Here is a 17,703-nt window from a genome sequence, read left to right as displayed (position 1 = left end):
CGGCTCCCTCTCCCTCGGGAGAGGGCTGGGGTGAGGGGGAAGGTTCACCTCTTCACTCAAGTCGAACCCAATAAAAAGGCGATCCCAACGGATCGCCTTTTTTGTGCCTGACTCACTAACTCAATGCACCGTAAGCACAATCCCCACCCGCGTCAGCCAATCCGCCTCAAGCCCGAAATCCGCCTGAGTCAGCTGATTCTCATCCAGCCAATTCTCCGGAAACTCCACATCGAGGGTGTTGCCCTTCGCATGCAACACCACCTGCGGCATTGCCTGGGTGCCACGAATGTGATGGAACAGGATCGCAAAGCGCAGCAATACGCACAGGCGAATCAGCTTGTCGCCGTCGTCACCGAAATCGGCAAACTTGTCCTTGGGAATGTTGCGGCGGTGGCCGCGCACCAATAGCGCGAGCATCTGTTGGTCTTCGCGGGAGAACCCGGCAAGGTCCGAGTGCTCGATCAGATAAGCGCCGTGCTTATGGTAATGATAGTGAGCGATATCGAGGCCGACTTCGTGCACTTTTGCTGCCCAGCCGAGGAGTTCGCGCCAGATACCGTCATCCAGCTCCCAGTCCGCGGCTACCTGATCGAATGCGTGCAAGGCTTTGCGCTCCACCCGCGCTGCCTGCTCCAGATCGACGTGGTAACGCTCCATCAGCGAAGTTAACGTACGTTCGCGCACGTCTTCGTGATGATGGCGGCCGAGCAGGTCGTAGAGCACTCCTTCACGCAGCGCGCCGTCGCAGTGATCCATGCGTTGCAGTTCGAGGGCGTCGAAAATCGCTTCGAGAATCGCCAGGCCCGCCGGGAAAATGGTCTGGCGATCAGGCTTGATGCCTTCGAAATCGATCTTGTCGACGTCACCGAGCTTGAACAGCCGGCGCTTGAGCCACGCCAGGCCTTCGGCATTCACTTCGCCGGTGCCGTGGCCGCCGGCCTTCAGCGCCAGGCCAATGGCGCGGATGGTGCCTGAGGAGCCGATGGCCTCATCCCAGGTCAGCCGATGTAGAGCGTGTTCGATGCTCATGATCTCCAGCCGCGCTGCGGTGTAAGCCTGGGCGTAGCGGGCCGGGGTGATCTTGCCGTCCTTGAAATAGCGCTGGGTGAAGCTGACGCAGCCCATTTGCAGACTTTCGCGCAGCAGCGGCTCGAAGCGCTGGCCGATGATGAACTCGGTACTGCCGCCGCCGATGTCGGCGACCAGCCGTTTGCCCGGGGTGTCGGCGAGGGTGTGCGACACGCCGAGGTAGATCAGTCGCGCTTCTTCACGGCCGGAAATGACTTCCACCGGGTGGCCGAGGATTTCTTCGGCGCGGTGGATGAATTCGAGGCGGTTGCGCGCTTCACGCAGGGCGTTGGTGCCGACGATGCGCACGGCGCCGAGCGGCATACCGTTGATCAGTTGGGCAAAACGCTTGAGGCAATCGAGGCCGCGTTGCATCGATTCTTCGTTGAGTTTGCGCTCATCGTCGATGCCGGCAGCCAGCTGAACCTTCTCGCCGAGGCGCTCGAGAATGCGGATTTCGCCGTTCTGGGCCTTGGCCACGACCATGTGAAAGCTGTTCGAGCCCAGGTCGATTGCGGCGATCAGGGACAGATTCTTGGCTTGGGATTGCGGCATGGTCAGGGGGTCTCGGTCGATAACCCCGTCATCGTGCCACGATCAAAGGCTGGCGCCAACGCGCATGGTTCAAACCGTTGATTCAGCGCAGAAAGTCTGGAGATCGCGGCGCGGCCATTCGCGAGCAGGCTCGCTCCCACAGGTGACCGCATTCCCATGTGGGAGCGAGCTTGCTCGCGAAGAGGTCATCACTGCCTCAGGAGATATTTCAGGCTGTCGCTTCTACCGTGCCAATAAAGTTCGCCAGCTCCGCCGTCTGCGGATTTGCAAACAACACCTTCGGATCCCCCACCTCATGCACCTTGCCATGGTGCATGAACACCAATTTATCCCCAACCTCACGGGCAAAGCGCATTTCGTGGGTGACCATGATCAGCGTCATGCCTTCCTTGGCCAATTGCCGCACCACGCTGAGCACTTCATTGACCAGTTCCGGGTCGAGCGCCGAGGTGATCTCGTCGCAGAGCAAAACCTTCGGCGACATCGCCAGCGCCCGGGCAATCGCCACGCGTTGCTGTTGTCCGCCGGACAAGCGATCCGGGAAGGCATCAAATTTTTCTCCGAGACCAACCCGTTCGAGCATTTCGCGCGCCAGTTCCGCTGCCTTGGCTTTCGGCACTTTCTGCACCACCTGCGGCGCGAGCATGACGTTTTCACCCACGGTCAGGTGCGGGAACAGGTTGAACTGCTGAAACACCATGCCGACCTTCTGCCGCAAGCTGCGCAGATCGGCGCGGGCGGCGTCGAGGTATTCGCCGTCGACTTCGATCACGCCGTCGTTGATCGATTCCAGACCATTGAGCGTGCGCAGCAGGGTGGATTTGCCCGAGCCGCTGCGGCCGATGATTGCCACGACCTGGCCTTCTTCGACGCTGAGGTCGATGCCTTTGAGCACGTGGTGATCGCCGTAGTATTTATGCAGGGCGGAAATTCTAAGCAGAGGCATGCAGTCTCCTTTCCAGGTAGCGCGCACTGAGGGACAAGGGGTAGCAGAGCAGGAAGTAGCCGAGGGCGACGAGGCCGTAGACCATAAACGGTTCGAATGTGGCGTTGGCGAGCATGCCGCCGGTCTTGGTCAGCTCGGTGAAACCGATGATCGAGGTGACGGCGGTGCCCTTGACCACTTGCACCGAGAAACCCACGGTCGGCGCTACGGCGATGCGCAGTGCCTGCGGCAGGATCACGTAGCGCAGTTGCTCCAGCGGATTGAGCGCCAGACTCGCCGAGGCTTCCCACTGGCCATTGGAGATCGACTCGACGCAGCCGCGCCAGATCTCTGCCAGATAGGCGCTGGTGAACAAGGTCAGGGCAATCGCTGCGGCCATCCACGGCGAGATTTCGATCCCCGCCAAGGCCACACCGAAGAACACCAGAAACAGCTGCATCAACAGCGGCGTGCCCTGAAACAGCTCGATCCAGGTGCGGGCAATGCTGCTTGGCAGAGAGTTTTTCGAGATGCGCATGATCAGGATCAGCAGCCCGACGATCCCGCCGCCAACAAACGCCACCAGCGACAGCGCCAGCGTCCATTGCAGGCCGACGAGCAGGTTGCGCAGGATGTCCCAGAAGGTGAAATCGCTCATGCGCGGCTCCTGCTGATGTAGCGCCGGCCGATCCAGTTCAGCAACTGGCGGATCAGCAGCGCCATGCACAGGTAGATCAGCGTGGTCAGCGCGTAGGTTTCAAAGGCGCGGAAGTTGCGCGACTGAATGAAGTTGGCGGCAAAACTCAGCTCTTCGGTGGCAATCTGCGAACACACCGCCGAGCCGAGCATGACGATGATGATCTGGCTGCTCAGTGCCGGCCAGACCTTGCCCAGCGCTGGCAGCAGGACCACGTGGCGAAACGCCTCGAAGCGCGTCATCGCCAGCGCCGCTGCGGCTTCCAGTTGCCCGCGCGGGATCGCCTGAATGCCGGCGCGAATGATCTCGGTCGAATAGGCGCCGAGGTTGATCACCATCGCCAGCACCGCCGCCTGCCATTCGGAAATCTGCACGCCAAGCGACGGCAAACCGAAGAAGATGAAGAACAACTGCACCAGAAACGGCGTGTTGCGGATCAACTCGACGTAGACGCCAAAGATTGCCGAGAACGGGCGGATGTTCCACGCCCGCACCAGCGCCCCGACAATCCCGACGCCAACCCCGAGCAGCGCTCCGATGGCCGTCAGCTCAAGGGTAAACAGCGCCCCGCGCAGCAACAGGTCGGTGTTTTCCACCACCGGCATGAAATCGAACTGATAAGCCATGAAAATCTCCCGCGCAGTCGATCAGAGATCGGCCGGCAGCGGCTCTTTCAGCCAGGTCTGCGAATTCTTTTCCAGTGCGCCGTCAGCCTTGGCGGTGGTCAGGATGTCGTTGACCTTGGCCAGCAGCGCCGCTTCGTTCTTGTTCACGCCGACGTAGACCGGCGAATCCTTGAGCTTCACTTTCAACGCCGGCACGCGTTTCGGGTTCTTTTCGCTGATCGCGACCATCACCACGTTGCCGCTGGCGATCAGGTCGACCTGGCCGGCGAGGTAGGCGGCGATGGTCGAGTTGTTGTCTTCGAAGCGTTTGATGGTCACGCCTTCGGGGGCGACCTTGGTCAGTTCGATGTCTTCGATGGCGCCACGGGTGACGCTGATGGTCTTGCCCTTGAGGTCGTCGAGGCTGGTGATGGCGGCGTCCGGCGGGCCGAACACGGCGAGGTAGAACGGTGCATAAGCGCGGGAGAAGTCGATGACTTTCTCGCGCTCGGGGTTTTTGCCGAGGCTGGAGATCACCAGGTCGACCTTGCCGGTGGTCAGGAACGGAATGCGGTTGGTGCTGTTGACCGGGGTCAGTTCGAGTTTGACCTTGAGTTGATCGGCCAGCAATTTCGCCGTGTCGATGTCCAGACCACGAGGTTTCATGTCCGGGCCGACCGAGCCGAACGGCGGGAAGTCCTGGGGCACGGCGACTTTCAGCGTGCCGCGTTTGACCACGTCGTCGAGACCGTCGGCGTGAGCGGGAGCCTGGCTGAGCAACAGAGAGGAAAACAGGGCGGCGAGGAGGGCGCTGTAACGCTTGGTCATGGACAATCTCCGGATCGGCGGGAAGTGATTTCTGCGTTCGGACAGAGCATGGGCCGTGCCAATACGTGGCTTTCGTCGTGGCAGGCCGCGGTTTCAGCGGGTTTGTTCGGTCTTACTGGTCTGAACAGTCAGGTTGTTTTTCGCACCGCTATCGCGCATCGCTCCGCAGCACCGAACCCCGCTGGGGCACGACTTGCCGGACTCGGCGAATAGCTTTACAACTAGCCGCACATTGGCCTGGCGCGTCTGAAAAACCATGAATTCGATTTCCCGTGCGGTACCCGAAGTGGCGCTGCAAGCGATCCGCAAACTGATCACCGAGCAGGGTTTCGGCGCGGGTGATGCCTTGCCGTCGCAAAGGGATCTGGCGCTGCAATTGGGCGTGAGTCGAGCGTCGTTGCGTGAGGCGTTGTCGTCGCTGAGTGCGCTGGGTGTGGTCAGTATTCAGCCGGGCAAAGGCGTGTTCGTGCAGTCGCCAGTGGAATTGTCGCGTGGCGAAAACGCACCGGGCTGGTCGTTCGCGGCGCAGGCGTCGCCACTGGACATCTTTCAACTGCGCTATGCGCTGGAAGGATTTGCGGCGGGGCTGGCGGCGGTGACGTTGAGCACGTTCGATCTGGATGCGCTGGAAGACAATGTCGCAGCCATGCGCGATCAGTTGAAGGCCGGCGACTTTGACGCGGCGGCGAAACTCGACTTCGAGTTCCACCGACGCATTCTGCTGGCCAGCGGCAATCAGGCGATGCTGAGCATCCTTACGGCCAGCGCTGAAATGTTCCTGGAAAGCCAGAAACTACCGTTCATCCGTGCCGAACGCGCCATGGAAACCTGGCAGGAACACCGCAAGATCCTCCGCGCCCTCGCGCGCCGGGCGTCGGGTGCGGCGCAAAAAGCCATGCAGGAACACGTGCGCAACGCCGCCCTGCGTACCGGAATTTCCTTCATCGCCCCCGCCACGGCGTGACTTGAGCTATACCCAAACTCATCGAGTGCCATAGCAAGACTCAATCAACTGCGGCTTCCTGAACAGGGGAAGGGCGGCTATGATGGGCCACGTTTTTTTGCTTACAACCTGGAGAATTCCATGAGCAGCGATCTTATCAAACACGTCACCGACGCTAGCTTCGACGTTGACGTCCTCAAGGCCGAAGGCGCTGTCCTGGTCGATTACTGGGCCGAATGGTGCGGTCCTTGCAAAATGATCGCTCCGGTTCTGGACGAGATTGCCGAGACTTACAAAGGCAAGCTGACCGTTGCCAAACTGAACATCGACGAGAACCAGGAAACCCCGGCCAAGCACGGCGTGCGTGGTATCCCGACCCTGATGCTGTTCAAGAACGGCAACGTTGAAGCGACCAAAGTCGGCGCCCTGTCGAAGTCGCAACTGGCTGCTTTCCTCGACGCCAACATCTAAGCGTCGCTGTAAAGTGCCTGAAAAAAAGCCCCGCAAAATAGCGGGGCTTTTTGCGTATTCAGGGCTAGACGCTCCGAAACTCAGGTGGTACATTCGGCCCCGCACTGGTTTCTCCATTGCCCCCTGCTAGCCGTCGCCGACGCACTCCTTTTCGAATTAGTTCGCGATCCTGTCGCCTTCTCCGCGGCGCGGCCTCATTAAGCCAAAAGCTTAATTTCCCCCCCTCCATAAATGATTACGTCATTCCTATATGAATCTGACTGAACTCAAGCAAAAGCCGATTACCGAACTGCTCGAATTGGCCGAACAGATGGGCATAGAAAATATGGCCCGTTCGCGCAAGCAGGACGTGATTTTCTCCCTGCTGAAAAAGCACGCGAAAAGCGGCGAGGAAATCTCCGGTGATGGCGTGCTGGAGATTCTCCAGGACGGCTTCGGCTTCCTGCGCTCCGCTGACGCTTCCTACCTGGCCGGCCCGGACGATATCTACGTCTCGCCAAGCCAGATCCGCCGCTTCAACTTGCGCACCGGTGACACCATCGTTGGCAAGATCCGCCCTCCGAAGGAAGGCGAGCGGTATTTCGCTCTGCTCAAGGTCGATACGATCAACTTCGATCGTCCCGAGAACGCGAAAAACAAGATTCTCTTCGAGAACCTGACCCCGCTGTTCCCGACCGTGCGCATGAAGATGGAAGCCGGTAACGGTTCCACTGAAGACTTGACCGGTCGTGTAATCGACCTGTGCGCCCCGATCGGCAAAGGCCAGCGCGGTCTGATCGTTGCACCGCCGAAAGCCGGTAAAACGATCATGCTGCAAAACATTGCAGCGAACATCGCCCGTAACAACCCTGAAGTTCACCTGATCGTGCTGCTGATCGACGAACGTCCGGAAGAAGTGACCGAAATGCAGCGCACCGTGCGCGGCGAAGTGGTTGCCTCGACCTTCGACGAGCCGCCGACCCGTCACGTGCAGGTTGCTGAAATGGTGATCGAGAAGGCCAAGCGCCTGGTCGAGCACAAGAAAGACGTGGTGATCCTGCTCGACTCCATCACCCGTCTGGCCCGTGCCTACAACACCGTGATCCCGAGCTCCGGCAAGGTATTGACCGGTGGTGTCGATGCCCACGCTCTGGAGAAGCCAAAGCGTTTCTTCGGTGCCGCGCGTAACATCGAAGAAGGCGGCTCGCTGACCATTATCGCCACCGCGCTGGTTGAAACCGGCTCGAAGATGGACGAAGTGATCTACGAAGAGTTCAAGGGTACCGGCAACATGGAACTGCCTCTGGATCGCAAGATCGCCGAGAAGCGTGTGTTCCCGGCCATCAACATCAACCGCTCCGGTACCCGTCGCGAAGAGTTGCTGACCGCCGACGACGAACTGCAGCGCATGTGGATTCTGCGCAAGCTGCTGCACCCGATGGACGAAGTGGCTGCCATCGAGTTCCTGGTCGACAAGCTGAAAACGACCAAGACCAACGACGAGTTCTTCTTGTCGATGAAGCGCAAGTAATACGTAAGCGGTTTGAAAAAGAACGCCCCGAAAGGGGCGTTTTTTTTGCGCCGGATTATTTGTGTCTGGATTGAAATGTACGCTGCTGATAACTTTCGCGCTTTCCAGGGACGCTGTATCCAAAAAGAGAAAGGTTTTTCATGCACACGTTTGGCAATCGCCGTGATATCGACGGATTACGGGCACTGGCGGTTATTCCTGTCGTACTGTTTCATTTCGGATTCAGTACATTCAGTGGTGGTTTTGTCGGGGTGGACGTCTTTTTCGTCATTTCCGGGTTCCTGATCACCACCATTCTGTTCCGTGAAATCAGCGCACAGCGCTTCAGTTTCATTGATTTCTGGGCGCGCCGTGCCCGTCGCATCATTCCTGCGCTGAGCGTGGTCATGCTGGTCACGTTGGCGCTGGGCTGGCTGCTGCTGACGGCCAAGGACTTCTCCGAGCTTGGGCGAACAGTGCGCTATCAGTCATTGTTCATCTCCAACATCCTGTTCATGCGTGAGGATGGCTACTTCCAGCCGGCCTCCGATCTGAAGCCGCTGCTGCATACCTGGTCGCTGGCGGTAGAAGAGCAGTACTACATCTTCTTTCCACTGCTGATGGCGGTGCTGATCCGTTATGTCCGGCATTGGCGCTGGATGTTGTTTGCGGTGTTGCTGGTGTCGTTCGGCTTGAATATCGCGTATATCGAACACAAACCGGAATTCACCTTCTTCTCGCTGCCGACCCGGGCCTGGGAGCTGCTCTGCGGCGCGATGCTCGCGGTGACGCCGGCGCCGAAGCAGGCGGTGCGCCCATGGTTGTATCAAGCGGTTGGCATCGCGGGTCTGGCTGCCGTGCTGTTTGCGGTGTTTACGTTCGACAAATCTACGGTGTTTCCGGGCTGGGCGGCGTTGCTGCCAGTACTGGGTACCACGGCATTGATCTGGTCGGGCGCCCAGGGTCAGAGCTGGACCGCGCAACTCTTGAGCCTGCGGCCGTTGGTCTGGGTCGGGTTGCTCTCCTATTCGCTGTACCTGTGGCATTGGCCGGTCTTTGTCTACGCCAACGCGATTTCCATCGACGGTATTCAGCCTGTCGAGGCGTTCGCTTGGATGGCCATGGCGCTGGGACTGGCGTGGCTGAGCCTGCGCTATGTCGAGTTGCCGTTTCGGGAAAAACGCTTGCTGGCCGGGCGTAACGCCATATTGGCCGGGGCTGTGGCTGCGATTGTCGTGTTGGTGGCGACGGGCTCGGCGATCCGTTCAGCTGACGGGGTGCCACAACGGCTGACCGGCAAAGCGCTGGAATATGCACAGTCGCGGGAATGGCGCGCCGGGCAGATGAAGTGCATGTTGGTCACCCAGGACAAGTCGCTGGACAAGGCATGCCTGGTGGGTGGCCGCGAGGATGTCCCGGCCACGCAATTGTTCTGGGGCGACAGCCACACCGCTGCGTTGCTGCCGGCCATCGAAAGCAATGCCCGCCGCGAAGGACGTCCGGTGTGGCTGTACAGCATGAGCGCCTGCCCACCGATTCTGAGCGATGATCCGCGTCAGCGCTGCAAAGACTTCAACGAACAAACCATGGAGCGTGTGCGCAGTCTGGGTATCAAGGACGTAGTGCTGGCCTCGAACTGGAGCCTTTATGTGTACGGCCGTGAAGACGGCGATAAAAAAGTACTGCTCAACGCCCACGACACTACTGCCCAGGCTGAGCAACGCATGGCCGTTGCACTCAAGGCGCGAGTGGCCGCGCTGAGAGCGGCGGGCGCGCAAGTCTGGTTGTTCAAAGAAGTGCCTTTACAACGTAAAGGCATCATCAACCGGTTGACCAGTCTGGCGCGCATCGGGCGTTCGGCCGAAGGGCTGGGCCGTCCGCTTGAAGAGCATCTGGCGCGACAGCAGTTCCTCAGTACCTTGTTCGACGCCATGAGCGCCGCCGATCCGGGAGTTCACGTGATCGATCCAACACCGCTGATGTGTGCGAACGGAGTCTGCAGCATCGAGGTCAATGGTCATTCGCAGTACAAGGATGAGGATCACCTGTCGGATGTCGGCAGCGTCCGACTGAGCCCGCTGTTTGCACCGCTGCTGCTGGGCGCGAGGCACAATTGAGCGATGCCGGTGCCTGACGGGCTGCTGTTTGCCCGTCAGAGCAGGTAGGATGTACGCCTATTTTGAGGGTGCCATCGTCAATGAAATTCAAGGATCTTCGGGATTTCGTGCAGCAGCTTGAGCAGCGCGGAGAGTTGAAACGCATCCAGATTCCCGTCTCGCCGGTGCTGGAGATGACCGAGGTGTGCGACCGCACGCTGCGGGCCAAGGGCCCGGCGCTGCTGTTCGAAAAACCGACTGGCTATGACATTCCGGTGCTCGGCAACCTGTTTGGTACGCCTGAACGGGTGGCCATGGGCATGGGCGCCGAGTCGGTCAGCGAGCTGCGCGAAATCGGCAAGCTGCTGGCCTTCCTCAAGGAGCCGGAGCCACCGAAGGGCTTGAAAGACGCGTGGTCGAAACTGCCGATCTTCCGCAAGATCATCTCGATGGCGCCGAAAGTCGTCAAAGACGCGGTGTGCCAGGAAGTGGTCATCGAAGGCGACGACGTCGATCTGGCGATGCTGCCGGTGCAGACCTGCTGGCCCGGCGACGTCGGTCCGCTGATCACCTGGGGCCTGACCGTCACCAAAGGCCCGAACAAGGATCGCCAGAACCTCGGCATCTACCGTCAGCAAGTGATCGGCCGCAACAAGGTGATCATGCGCTGGCTCAGCCATCGTGGCGGCGCCCTCGACTTCCGTGAGTGGTGCGAGAAGCACCCGGGTCAGCCGTTCCCGGTGTCCGTGGCCCTGGGTGCGGATCCGGCGACCATCCTTGGCGCGGTGACGCCAGTGCCGGACAGTCTCTCCGAATACGCTTTCGCGGGCCTCTTGCGCGGTAACCGCACCGAACTGGTCAAGTGCCGCGGCAATGACCTGCAAGTGCCGGCCACCGCCGAAATCATCCTCGAAGGCGTGATCCACCCCGGCGAAATGGCCGATGAAGGCCCGTACGGCGACCACACCGGTTACTACAATGAAGTCGACAGCTTCCCGGTGTTCACCGTCGAACGCATCACCCACCGGATCAAACCGATCTACCACAGCACCTACACCGGCCGTCCGCCGGATGAGCCGGCGATTCTCGGCGTGGCGCTGAACGAAGTGTTCGTGCCGATCCTGCAGAAGCAATTCCCTGAGATCACCGATTTCTACCTGCCGCCGGAAGGCTGCTCGTACCGCATGGCCATCGTGACCATGAAGAAGTCGTATCCGGGGCATGCCAAGCGCGTGATGCTCGGTGTCTGGTCGTTTTTGCGACAGTTCATGTACACCAAGTTCGTTATCGTCACTGACGACGATATCAACGCCCGCGACTGGAACGACGTGATCTGGGCCATCACCACGCGCATGGACCCCAAGCGCGACACGGTGATGATCGATAACACGCCGATCGACTACCTCGACTTCGCCTCGCCGATTTCTGGCCTGGGTTCGAAAATGGGCCTCGATGCCACCCACAAGTGGCCGGGCGAAACCACTCGCGAGTGGGGCCGCGTGATCGTCAAGGACGACGCCGTCACCCAACGGATCGATGCCATCTGGAATCAGTTAGGAATAGATTGATGCGTGTAACCCTGCAGCCCTCCGGAGCAGTGCTTGAGATACAGCCCGGTGAGCGGATTCTCGACGGCGCGCGGCGCTTGGGCTACGAATGCCCGCAAAGCTGCCGCAACGGCAATTGTCATGTGTGTGCGGCGCTGCTGGTTGAAGGTAGAGTCGCGCAGGACGGCAAGGTGCATGACCACGGCGAGTTCTACACTTGCATAGCCGAGCCGCTGGAAGACTGCGTCCTGCTGTGGGATGGCGTGCTCGCGCTGGGAGAACTGCCGGTGCGCAGCCTGTCATGTCAGGTCATCGAATGCCGCGATGTGGGTGGTGATACCTGGCGCGTGCGTCTGCGTGCGCCGGCGGGCAAGCCACCGCGCTATCACGCCGGACAGTACTTGATGATCGAGCGTGAGAACGGTGAGAAGTCAGCGTTCTCCATGGCCTCGGCGCCGCACGGTGGGCGTGATCTGGAAATCCATGTGCTGGCGCGCGAAGCCAGTGCACTGAGCCTGATCGAACAGCTGCAACGCAACGCGATGGTGCGGGTCGAGCTGCCGTTCGGCGACACGCATCTGGCCGAATTGCCGGATGGTCCGCTGGTGCTGGTTGCCGCCGGCACCGGCATGGGCCAGATTCACGCCCTGATCGAACACTGCCGCGCCAACGGCTTCAAACACCCGGTGCATCTGTACTGGGGCGTGCGCCGTCCGGAAGATTTCTATGAGATCGAACATTGGGATGAATGGCTGAAGTTGCCCAATCTGTTCCTGCACAAAGTCGTCAGTGATCAATGCGGTTGGGAAGGGCGCTGCGGCATGCTGCACGAGGCGGTCTGTGAAGACTTCCCGGATCTGAAACCGCTGCACGTCTATGCCAGCGGCTCGCCGGCCATGGTCTACGGCACGCTGGACGCATTGGTCGAAGCCGGGATGGACGCCCATCAAATGCGTGCCGACGTGTTCGCTTACGCTCCCCGCTCCTGAATCCGTTATAACTCGCTATATAGCCGATCGGTATTTATGTAATTGCATAAATACCGCTAGGTTATATATCCATCAGGCAATCAATTAAGAACTGTGCCATGGCACTCAAATTGCCTTAAAACATATGTGCCTTATTGTTACAGCGGTGCGTTCTATTAAGTAATTCTTTACCCGCGGGGAGCTGAACGCTATTCGCCATGAGCGCCATTGAAAACGCTTTTCTGAATTTGAATTACCCTCCGCGGCTCGATCTTGGGCCGCAGCTGACGCACGAACAACTTCTCGCTTCCATGCAATCGACCATGGCGCGCCACAAGGGCGGGCCGGTGTGGCTGTTCGCCTACGGTTCGCTGATCTGGCGGCCCGAATGCTCGGCGGTAGAACGGGTGCGCGGACGCGTGCACGGCTACCATCGCGGCTTGTACCTGTGGTCCCACGAGCACCGCGGGACGCCGGAAATGCCCGGTCTGGTGTTTGGTCTGGATCGTGGCGGTTCGTGCAGCGGCTTCGCCTATCGCTTGCCGGAAGACAATCTCGACACTGCGCTGTACGCCTTGTGGAAACGCGAAATGCCGGTGCCGTCCTATCGGCCACACTGGCTCAACTGCCGGCTCGAAGATGGCACTCAGGTGCAGGCGTTGGGATTCGTTTTGGAGCGACACCTGCCCAGCTATGCCGGCAACTTGCCGGATCACGTGCTAAGCCAGGTGTTCGAAAGCGCCAGCGGGCGTTACGGCACCACTCGCGATTATGTCGAGCAGACCGCACACGCCCTGCGCAGCCACGCCATGCCAGATCGAAATCTGGAGGCGCGGCTCAAGCGCTGTAAGTCACAGACTGATCAAGCGACCGCTTCACGGCTCTGACTGGCGACTTGCTTGTGCCATAGCGTCGGGGCGAGGAAGGCCATCGCCAGCAGGCAAGCGCCCACCAGCAGCACGAAACCACCGTCCCAGCCGAAATGGTCAACGGTGTAGCCCATCGCGGCACTGGCCGCGACCGAGCCACCCAGATAACCGAACAGACCAGTGAAGCCTGCGGCAGTGCCAGCGGCTTTCTTCGGTGCCAGTTCCAGCGCTTGCAGGCCGATCAGCATCACCGGGCCGTAGATCAGGAAGCCGATCGAGAACAACGCGATCATGTCGACGGTCGGGTTGCCGGCCGGGTTCAGCCAGTAAACCAAGGTCGCAACGGTCACCAGCGCCATGAACACCATGCCGGTCAGGCCACGGTTGCCACGGAAGATCTTGTCCGACATCCAGCCGCACAGCAGCGTGCCCGGAATCCCCGCCCACTCGTAGAAGAAGTACGCCCACGAGGTTTTATCGACGGTGAAACCCTTGGCTTCTTTCAGGTAGGTCGGTGCCCAGTCCAGCACGCCGTAGCGCAGCAGGTAGACGAAAACGTTGGCCATGGCGATGTACCAGAGCATTTTGTTGCGCAGCACGTATTTGACGAAGATCTCTTTCGCGCTGAATTCGTCTTCGTGGCTGGCGTCGTAGCCTTCCGGGTAATCGTTCTTGTACTTCTCGATCGGCGGCAGGCCAACCGATTGCGGGGTGTCGCGCATGGTGATGAACGCGAACACGGCCACGCCCAACGCCACGGCTGCCGGTACGTAGAACGCTGCATGCCAGTCGTTGAACAAGCCCATGCCGAGCAGGAACAGCGGGCCGATCAGGCCGCCACCGACGTTATGCGCCACGTTCCACACGGACACCACGCCGCCGCGTTCCTTCTGCGACCACCAGTGCACCATGGTCCGGCCACTTGGCGGCCAACCCATGCCCTGGGCCCAGCCGTTGATGAACAGCAGGATGAACATCATGGTCACGCTGGACGTTGCCCAAGGTGCGAAACCGAAAATGAACATCACACCGGCCGAGACCAGCAAGCCGAACGTCAGGAAGTAACGCGGGTTGGAACGGTCGGACACCAGGCCCATGAGGAACTTGGAAAGACCGTAGGCAATGGCGATCGCCGACATTGCCAGACCCAGATCGCCGCGGCTGTAGCCTTCGTCGATCAGGTACGGCATGGCCAGCGAGAAGTTTTTGCGCAGCAGGTAGTAACCCGCGTAGCCAAAGAAAATACCGGCGAAGATCTGCCAGCGCAGGCGTCGGTAGGTGCTGTCTATTTTTTCTTCAGGCAATGGAGCCTGATGTGCGGCAGGACGAAAGAAAGCAAACATTCAAGAGCTCCAGATTTCTTGTTTTGACTGCGGATGCGAATGTTACAGTTTCGTTACCGAAAATAGCACCGGTTCGCATCGAGCAAATAGCGGAAAATGTTGGATGTCGCGTGTTCCTTTACGAACCTGTCGCTCAGCTGTAAGAACGGGGCGTTTTTGTCGCGCTCGGGACGTTGTGACTTAGACTCGCGATCTACAGATCGACTGATATCTCGAGATAAACGATGACCCCGAAAGTTCGCAGGCTATTGCCTAGGCTGTTGATGGTTGCTGTTGTGGCTGCTTCAGTGCTGGTGTTGAGCTTCGCGCAGGGTTCTGCAGCGCCAGGCCTGCGCAATGTCACCGTATTGATCGTCCGTCATGCGGAAAAGCCTGAGGTGGGCCGTGAACTCAATGCCCGGGGCGAACAGCGCGCCGTTGCCTACGCGGACTATTTCACCTCGTTGCAACTGGACGACCAGACACTCACGCCCCAACGTCTGATCGCTACCGCCGACAGCCCGGAAAGCATCCGACCGCGTCAGACGCTGATTCCACTGTCCCAACGCCTGCAACTGCCGATCGAGCAGCCCTACGCCAATAACGACGTCGACAAACTGGTCAGCTCGCTGCGCAAGAATAATCAGGCGAAAACCGTGTTGATCGCCTGGCACCACAGCCACATCAACAAACTGATTGCGGCGTTCGGTGGAGACGGCCCGGCACTGATCGGTCAGCCGAAATGGCCGGTCGATGTTTACGATTGGCTGATTGTTCTGCGCTTCGATGACAAGGGGCAGTTAATCCAGTCGCGTAGCGAAAAGGTTCAGGAACATCTGATGCCGGGTGATATTGCAGGCTGAGCGGTAAAGGAATCCGTCAGAAGAGTTACCTCTGAGCATTCGCGTGGCGCTTTTTCGCCCGATTTACCGTCTTATCTTGGGAAATGTCCTGCACCCAAAGCAGAAGTTGCGCCATTCAGTTAAGCGTCATCGCTCCGTAACCTTTGTGTTGTTGCCGGGATTGGCATTCGAGCGCTAGGGGGTGGGGTATGCGGTGGATTGTGGCGTTGTTTTTGTTGGTCGTCGGCGGTGTTGCGCCCGGAGAGGTGCTTTTGATTCCTGAAGACAACCCCAGACCGGTTTATCCTCAAGCGCTGTCCAGGGCAGGGATTACGGGTGAGGTGAAGGCCCGTTTCATCGCCAGGGCGGACGGCTCGGTCGGCGAGATCAGCATCTTGAAAAGCGATCACCCCGATCTGGCCGAGGCGGTCAGAGTCGCGCTGGCGCAGTGGCGTTTCGAGCCTTGGGCCGTTGAGGAGGGCAAACCCGAAAAGCAGGAAGTCGTCGCGCCGATAGCCTTTCGGCTCGATCTGGATCAGCCCATTCATGTCAATCAGCAACTGAAAGTCTTGCGATGCCGAACGGTTAACGAGAATCTCGCCAACATTGCCGAGTACTCATGGATCGATTCGGCGGCGTTCGCACAAACCCGCGCCTATCTTACGAACGTCTTCCCTAAAACTCAGTTACCGGACGCACAACGTCTGGCAATGATTGCCAAGATGAACCGGCAGGTTGAGAAGATCGTCAGGGCTTGTCGAGACAGCCCTACGCGCAAATTCATGAGCCTGTTGCCGGAGGAGATTCGTGAGTTGCTTTGATAACAAAGGCCAGAACGACCGAACCGGAGATTCTGGCCTTTATCGAAAGGTCACTCAGCGCACCTGCACCACCACCTTGCCCACCGCCTTGCGCTGGCCAAGATCATTGATTGCCTGCGCCGCATTGCTCAGCGGATAGACCTGCGACACCAACGGTTTCAACTTGCCCTCGGCAAACCAGGCGAACAACTGCTGGAAGTTCGCCGCGTTGTCCTGCGGCTGGCGCTGGGCGAAGGAGCCCCAGAACACGCCGAGCACCGCCGCGCCTTTGAGCAGGGCGAGGTTGACTGGCAACTCCGGGATGCGCCCGCTGGCGAAGCCGACCACCAGCAGACGACCATTCCAGGCGATGGCGCGGATGGCTTGATCGAAGAGATCGCCGCCGACCGGGTCGTAAATCACATCGGCACCCTGGCCGTCGGTGAGGCGTTTGATTTCCTCCTTGAGGCTGGTTTCGCTGTAATTGATCAACTCATCGGCGCCGGCAGCTTTGGCCACCGCCAGTTTCTCCGCGCTGCTGGCGGCAGCGATAACGCGGGCGCCCATGGCTTTGCCGATTTCCACCGCCGCGAGGCCGACGCCACCGGATGCGCCAAGCACCAGCAGGGTTTCACCCGGTTGCAGGTTGGCGCGTTGCTTGAGCGCGTGCATCGAGGTGCCGTAGGTCATGCTGAAGGCGGCAGCGATGTTGAAATCCATCGACGGCGGAATCGGCAGCACGTTATAGCCCGGCACCGCGACCTGTTCGGCAAAACTGCCCCAGCCGGTCAGGGCCATGACCCGGTCACCGACCTTCAGATGACTGACCTTTTCCCCGACCTCCGTGACCACGCCGGCCGCTTCGCCACCCGGTGAAAACGGAAAGGGCGGCTTGAATTGGTACTTGCCCTCGATAATCAGCGTGTCCGGGAAGTTGACCCCGGCGGCGTGCACGTCCAGCAGGATTTCGTTCTTCTTCACGACAGGACTGGCGACGTCTTCCAGCACCAGCGATTCGGCAGGGCCGAAGGCTTTGCACAGCACGGCTTTCATCAGGGCTATTCCTTTGGGAGTGATGGCCGATAAGTGTAGGTGTGTCAGTCAACGGGTCAACGAGCATGCCCGGCCCTGATAGTCAGCCATAAGCTTGTGCTTGCGCGGCGGGTCGTTATGCTAGGCCGCAAACCGGATAAGGAGCGAATTGTGAAAGCGTGGATCATGTTGTTGCTGGCCCTGTCTCTGCCTGTGGCAGCGCTGGCCGAAGAAGCCAAAGAAGGCGAGGCGCCGAAGGTAAGCTACATCACCCTGAGCCCGCCGTTCGTGGGCAACTACGGGCTGGACGGCACGCCGAAGCTCAAGGTCTACAAGGCCGATGTGGCACTGCGCGTGACCGGTGAAGAGGCGAGCAAACTGGTCAAGGCCAACGAGCCGCTGATCCGTAATCAACTGGTGGCATTGTTCACGCAGCAGACAACCGAGGCGATGGGCAGCATCGAAGGTAAAGAGAAGCTGCGTCAGGAAGCGCTGAAACAGACCCAGCAAGTGATGAATGACGAGACCGGCAAGCCGGTGGTTGAGGATCTGTTGTTTAACAACCTGATCATTCAGTAATACAAATTCTGAAAGTCAAAAGATCGCAGCCTTCGTCAGCTCCTACATTGGAATGCGTTCCCCTGTA

General features: G+C 59.6%; 17 protein-coding genes. 10 read left to right on the top strand and 7 right to left on the bottom strand.

The window, feature by feature from the left end; genetic code table 11:
• Positions 1-120: 120 nt before the first annotated feature.
• From ppx to ACW9IR_RS12875, 5 genes are all read right to left on the bottom strand, one after another.
• Positions 121-1,623, bottom strand: coding sequence for an exopolyphosphatase (gene ppx, locus ACW9IR_RS12895; protein WP_457463519.1), 1,503 nt, complete (start codon positions 1,621-1,623; stop codon positions 121-123).
• A gap of 208 nt (positions 1,624-1,831) precedes the next feature.
• On the bottom strand, positions 1,832-2,569 hold the full coding sequence (locus ACW9IR_RS12890) for an amino acid ABC transporter ATP-binding protein (RefSeq protein ID WP_007911148.1): 738 nt from the start codon (positions 2,567-2,569) through the stop codon (positions 1,832-1,834).
• Positions 2,556-3,206 carry an amino acid ABC transporter permease gene (locus tag ACW9IR_RS12885; RefSeq protein WP_095119861.1) on the bottom strand — a complete coding sequence of 217 codons (651 nt, stop codon included), beginning with the start codon at positions 3,204-3,206 and terminating at the stop codon, positions 2,556-2,558. Before ACW9IR_RS12885 ends, ACW9IR_RS12890 begins: the two co-directional genes overlap by 14 nt.
• A complete protein-coding gene (locus ACW9IR_RS12880) occupies positions 3,203-3,871 on the bottom strand; it encodes an amino acid ABC transporter permease (protein ID WP_007911165.1) in 669 nt (222 codons plus the stop codon). Before ACW9IR_RS12880 ends, ACW9IR_RS12885 begins: the two co-directional genes overlap by 4 nt.
• A gap of 21 nt (positions 3,872-3,892) precedes the next feature.
• Entirely contained in the window at positions 3,893-4,678 is a 786-nt protein-coding gene (locus ACW9IR_RS12875; protein WP_095119862.1) for a transporter substrate-binding domain-containing protein, read from the bottom strand.
• Between the two features lie 256 nt (positions 4,679-4,934).
• On the opposite strand from ACW9IR_RS12875, the gene ACW9IR_RS12870 reads away from it, so the two are divergent.
• From ACW9IR_RS12870 to ACW9IR_RS12840, 7 genes are all read left to right on the top strand, one after another.
• Positions 4,935-5,642, top strand: coding sequence for a FadR/GntR family transcriptional regulator (locus tag ACW9IR_RS12870; protein ID WP_102901411.1), 708 nt, complete (start codon positions 4,935-4,937; stop codon positions 5,640-5,642).
• A 120-nt stretch (positions 5,643-5,762) separates the two neighbouring features.
• The gene (trxA, locus tag ACW9IR_RS12865; RefSeq protein ID WP_008150340.1) at positions 5,763-6,092 is read left to right on the top strand and encodes a thioredoxin TrxA; all 330 of its coding nucleotides are present in this window, start codon (positions 5,763-5,765) and stop codon (positions 6,090-6,092) included.
• 250 nt (positions 6,093-6,342) lie between these two features.
• Positions 6,343-7,602 carry a transcription termination factor Rho gene (gene rho, locus ACW9IR_RS12860; RefSeq protein WP_003229334.1) on the top strand — a complete coding sequence of 420 codons (1,260 nt, stop codon included), beginning with the start codon at positions 6,343-6,345 and terminating at the stop codon, positions 7,600-7,602.
• A 140-nt stretch (positions 7,603-7,742) separates the two neighbouring features.
• Positions 7,743-9,698 (top strand): acyltransferase family protein, encoded by a 1,956-nt coding sequence (locus ACW9IR_RS12855; RefSeq protein ID WP_457463514.1) that lies wholly within the window; start codon positions 7,743-7,745, stop codon positions 9,696-9,698.
• 80 nt (positions 9,699-9,778) lie between these two features.
• Positions 9,779-11,245 (top strand): 4-hydroxy-3-polyprenylbenzoate decarboxylase, encoded by a 1,467-nt coding sequence (gene ubiD, locus ACW9IR_RS12850; RefSeq protein WP_007911173.1) that lies wholly within the window; start codon positions 9,779-9,781, stop codon positions 11,243-11,245.
• A complete protein-coding gene (locus ACW9IR_RS12845) occupies positions 11,245-12,213 on the top strand; it encodes a CDP-6-deoxy-delta-3,4-glucoseen reductase (protein WP_102901409.1) in 969 nt (322 codons plus the stop codon). Before ubiD ends, ACW9IR_RS12845 begins: the two co-directional genes overlap by 1 nt.
• Before the next feature lie 197 nt (positions 12,214-12,410).
• Entirely contained in the window at positions 12,411-13,079 is a 669-nt protein-coding gene (locus tag ACW9IR_RS12840; protein WP_095119866.1) for a gamma-glutamylcyclotransferase, read from the top strand.
• On the opposite strand, the gene glpT is transcribed toward ACW9IR_RS12840, so the two are convergent.
• Positions 13,055-14,404, bottom strand: coding sequence for a glycerol-3-phosphate transporter (gene glpT / locus ACW9IR_RS12835; protein WP_457463511.1), 1,350 nt, complete (start codon positions 14,402-14,404; stop codon positions 13,055-13,057). The genes ACW9IR_RS12840 and glpT overlap by 25 nt on opposite strands.
• A gap of 224 nt (positions 14,405-14,628) precedes the next feature.
• Between glpT and ACW9IR_RS12830 the strand changes: the two genes are divergently transcribed.
• Positions 14,629-15,246, top strand: coding sequence for a flagellar basal body-associated protein FliL (locus tag ACW9IR_RS12830; RefSeq protein WP_457463509.1), 618 nt, complete (start codon positions 14,629-14,631; stop codon positions 15,244-15,246).
• Between the two features lie 188 nt (positions 15,247-15,434).
• Positions 15,435-16,046 (top strand): energy transducer TonB, encoded by a 612-nt coding sequence (locus ACW9IR_RS12825; RefSeq protein WP_102901407.1) that lies wholly within the window; start codon positions 15,435-15,437, stop codon positions 16,044-16,046.
• Positions 16,047-16,100: 54 nt separating this feature from the next.
• Here ACW9IR_RS12825 and ACW9IR_RS12820 read toward each other — a convergent pair whose 3' ends face one another.
• Positions 16,101-17,078, bottom strand: a complete 978-nt coding sequence (locus ACW9IR_RS12820; RefSeq protein WP_457463506.1) for an NADPH:quinone oxidoreductase family protein — start codon at positions 17,076-17,078, stop codon at positions 16,101-16,103.
• 150 nt (positions 17,079-17,228) lie between these two features.
• Here ACW9IR_RS12820 and ACW9IR_RS12815 point away from each other — a divergent pair, with 150 nt between their 5' ends.
• Positions 17,229-17,636, top strand: a complete 408-nt coding sequence (locus tag ACW9IR_RS12815; protein ID WP_026000663.1) for a flagellar basal body-associated protein FliL — start codon at positions 17,229-17,231, stop codon at positions 17,634-17,636.
• The last annotated feature ends 67 nt before the right edge of the window (positions 17,637-17,703 follow it).

Source organism: Pseudomonas sp. SDT291_1_S447, assembly GCF_054070155.1.
Note: the sequence above shows the minus strand (reverse complement) of the source record. Positions and strands in the feature narration are given on the sequence as shown.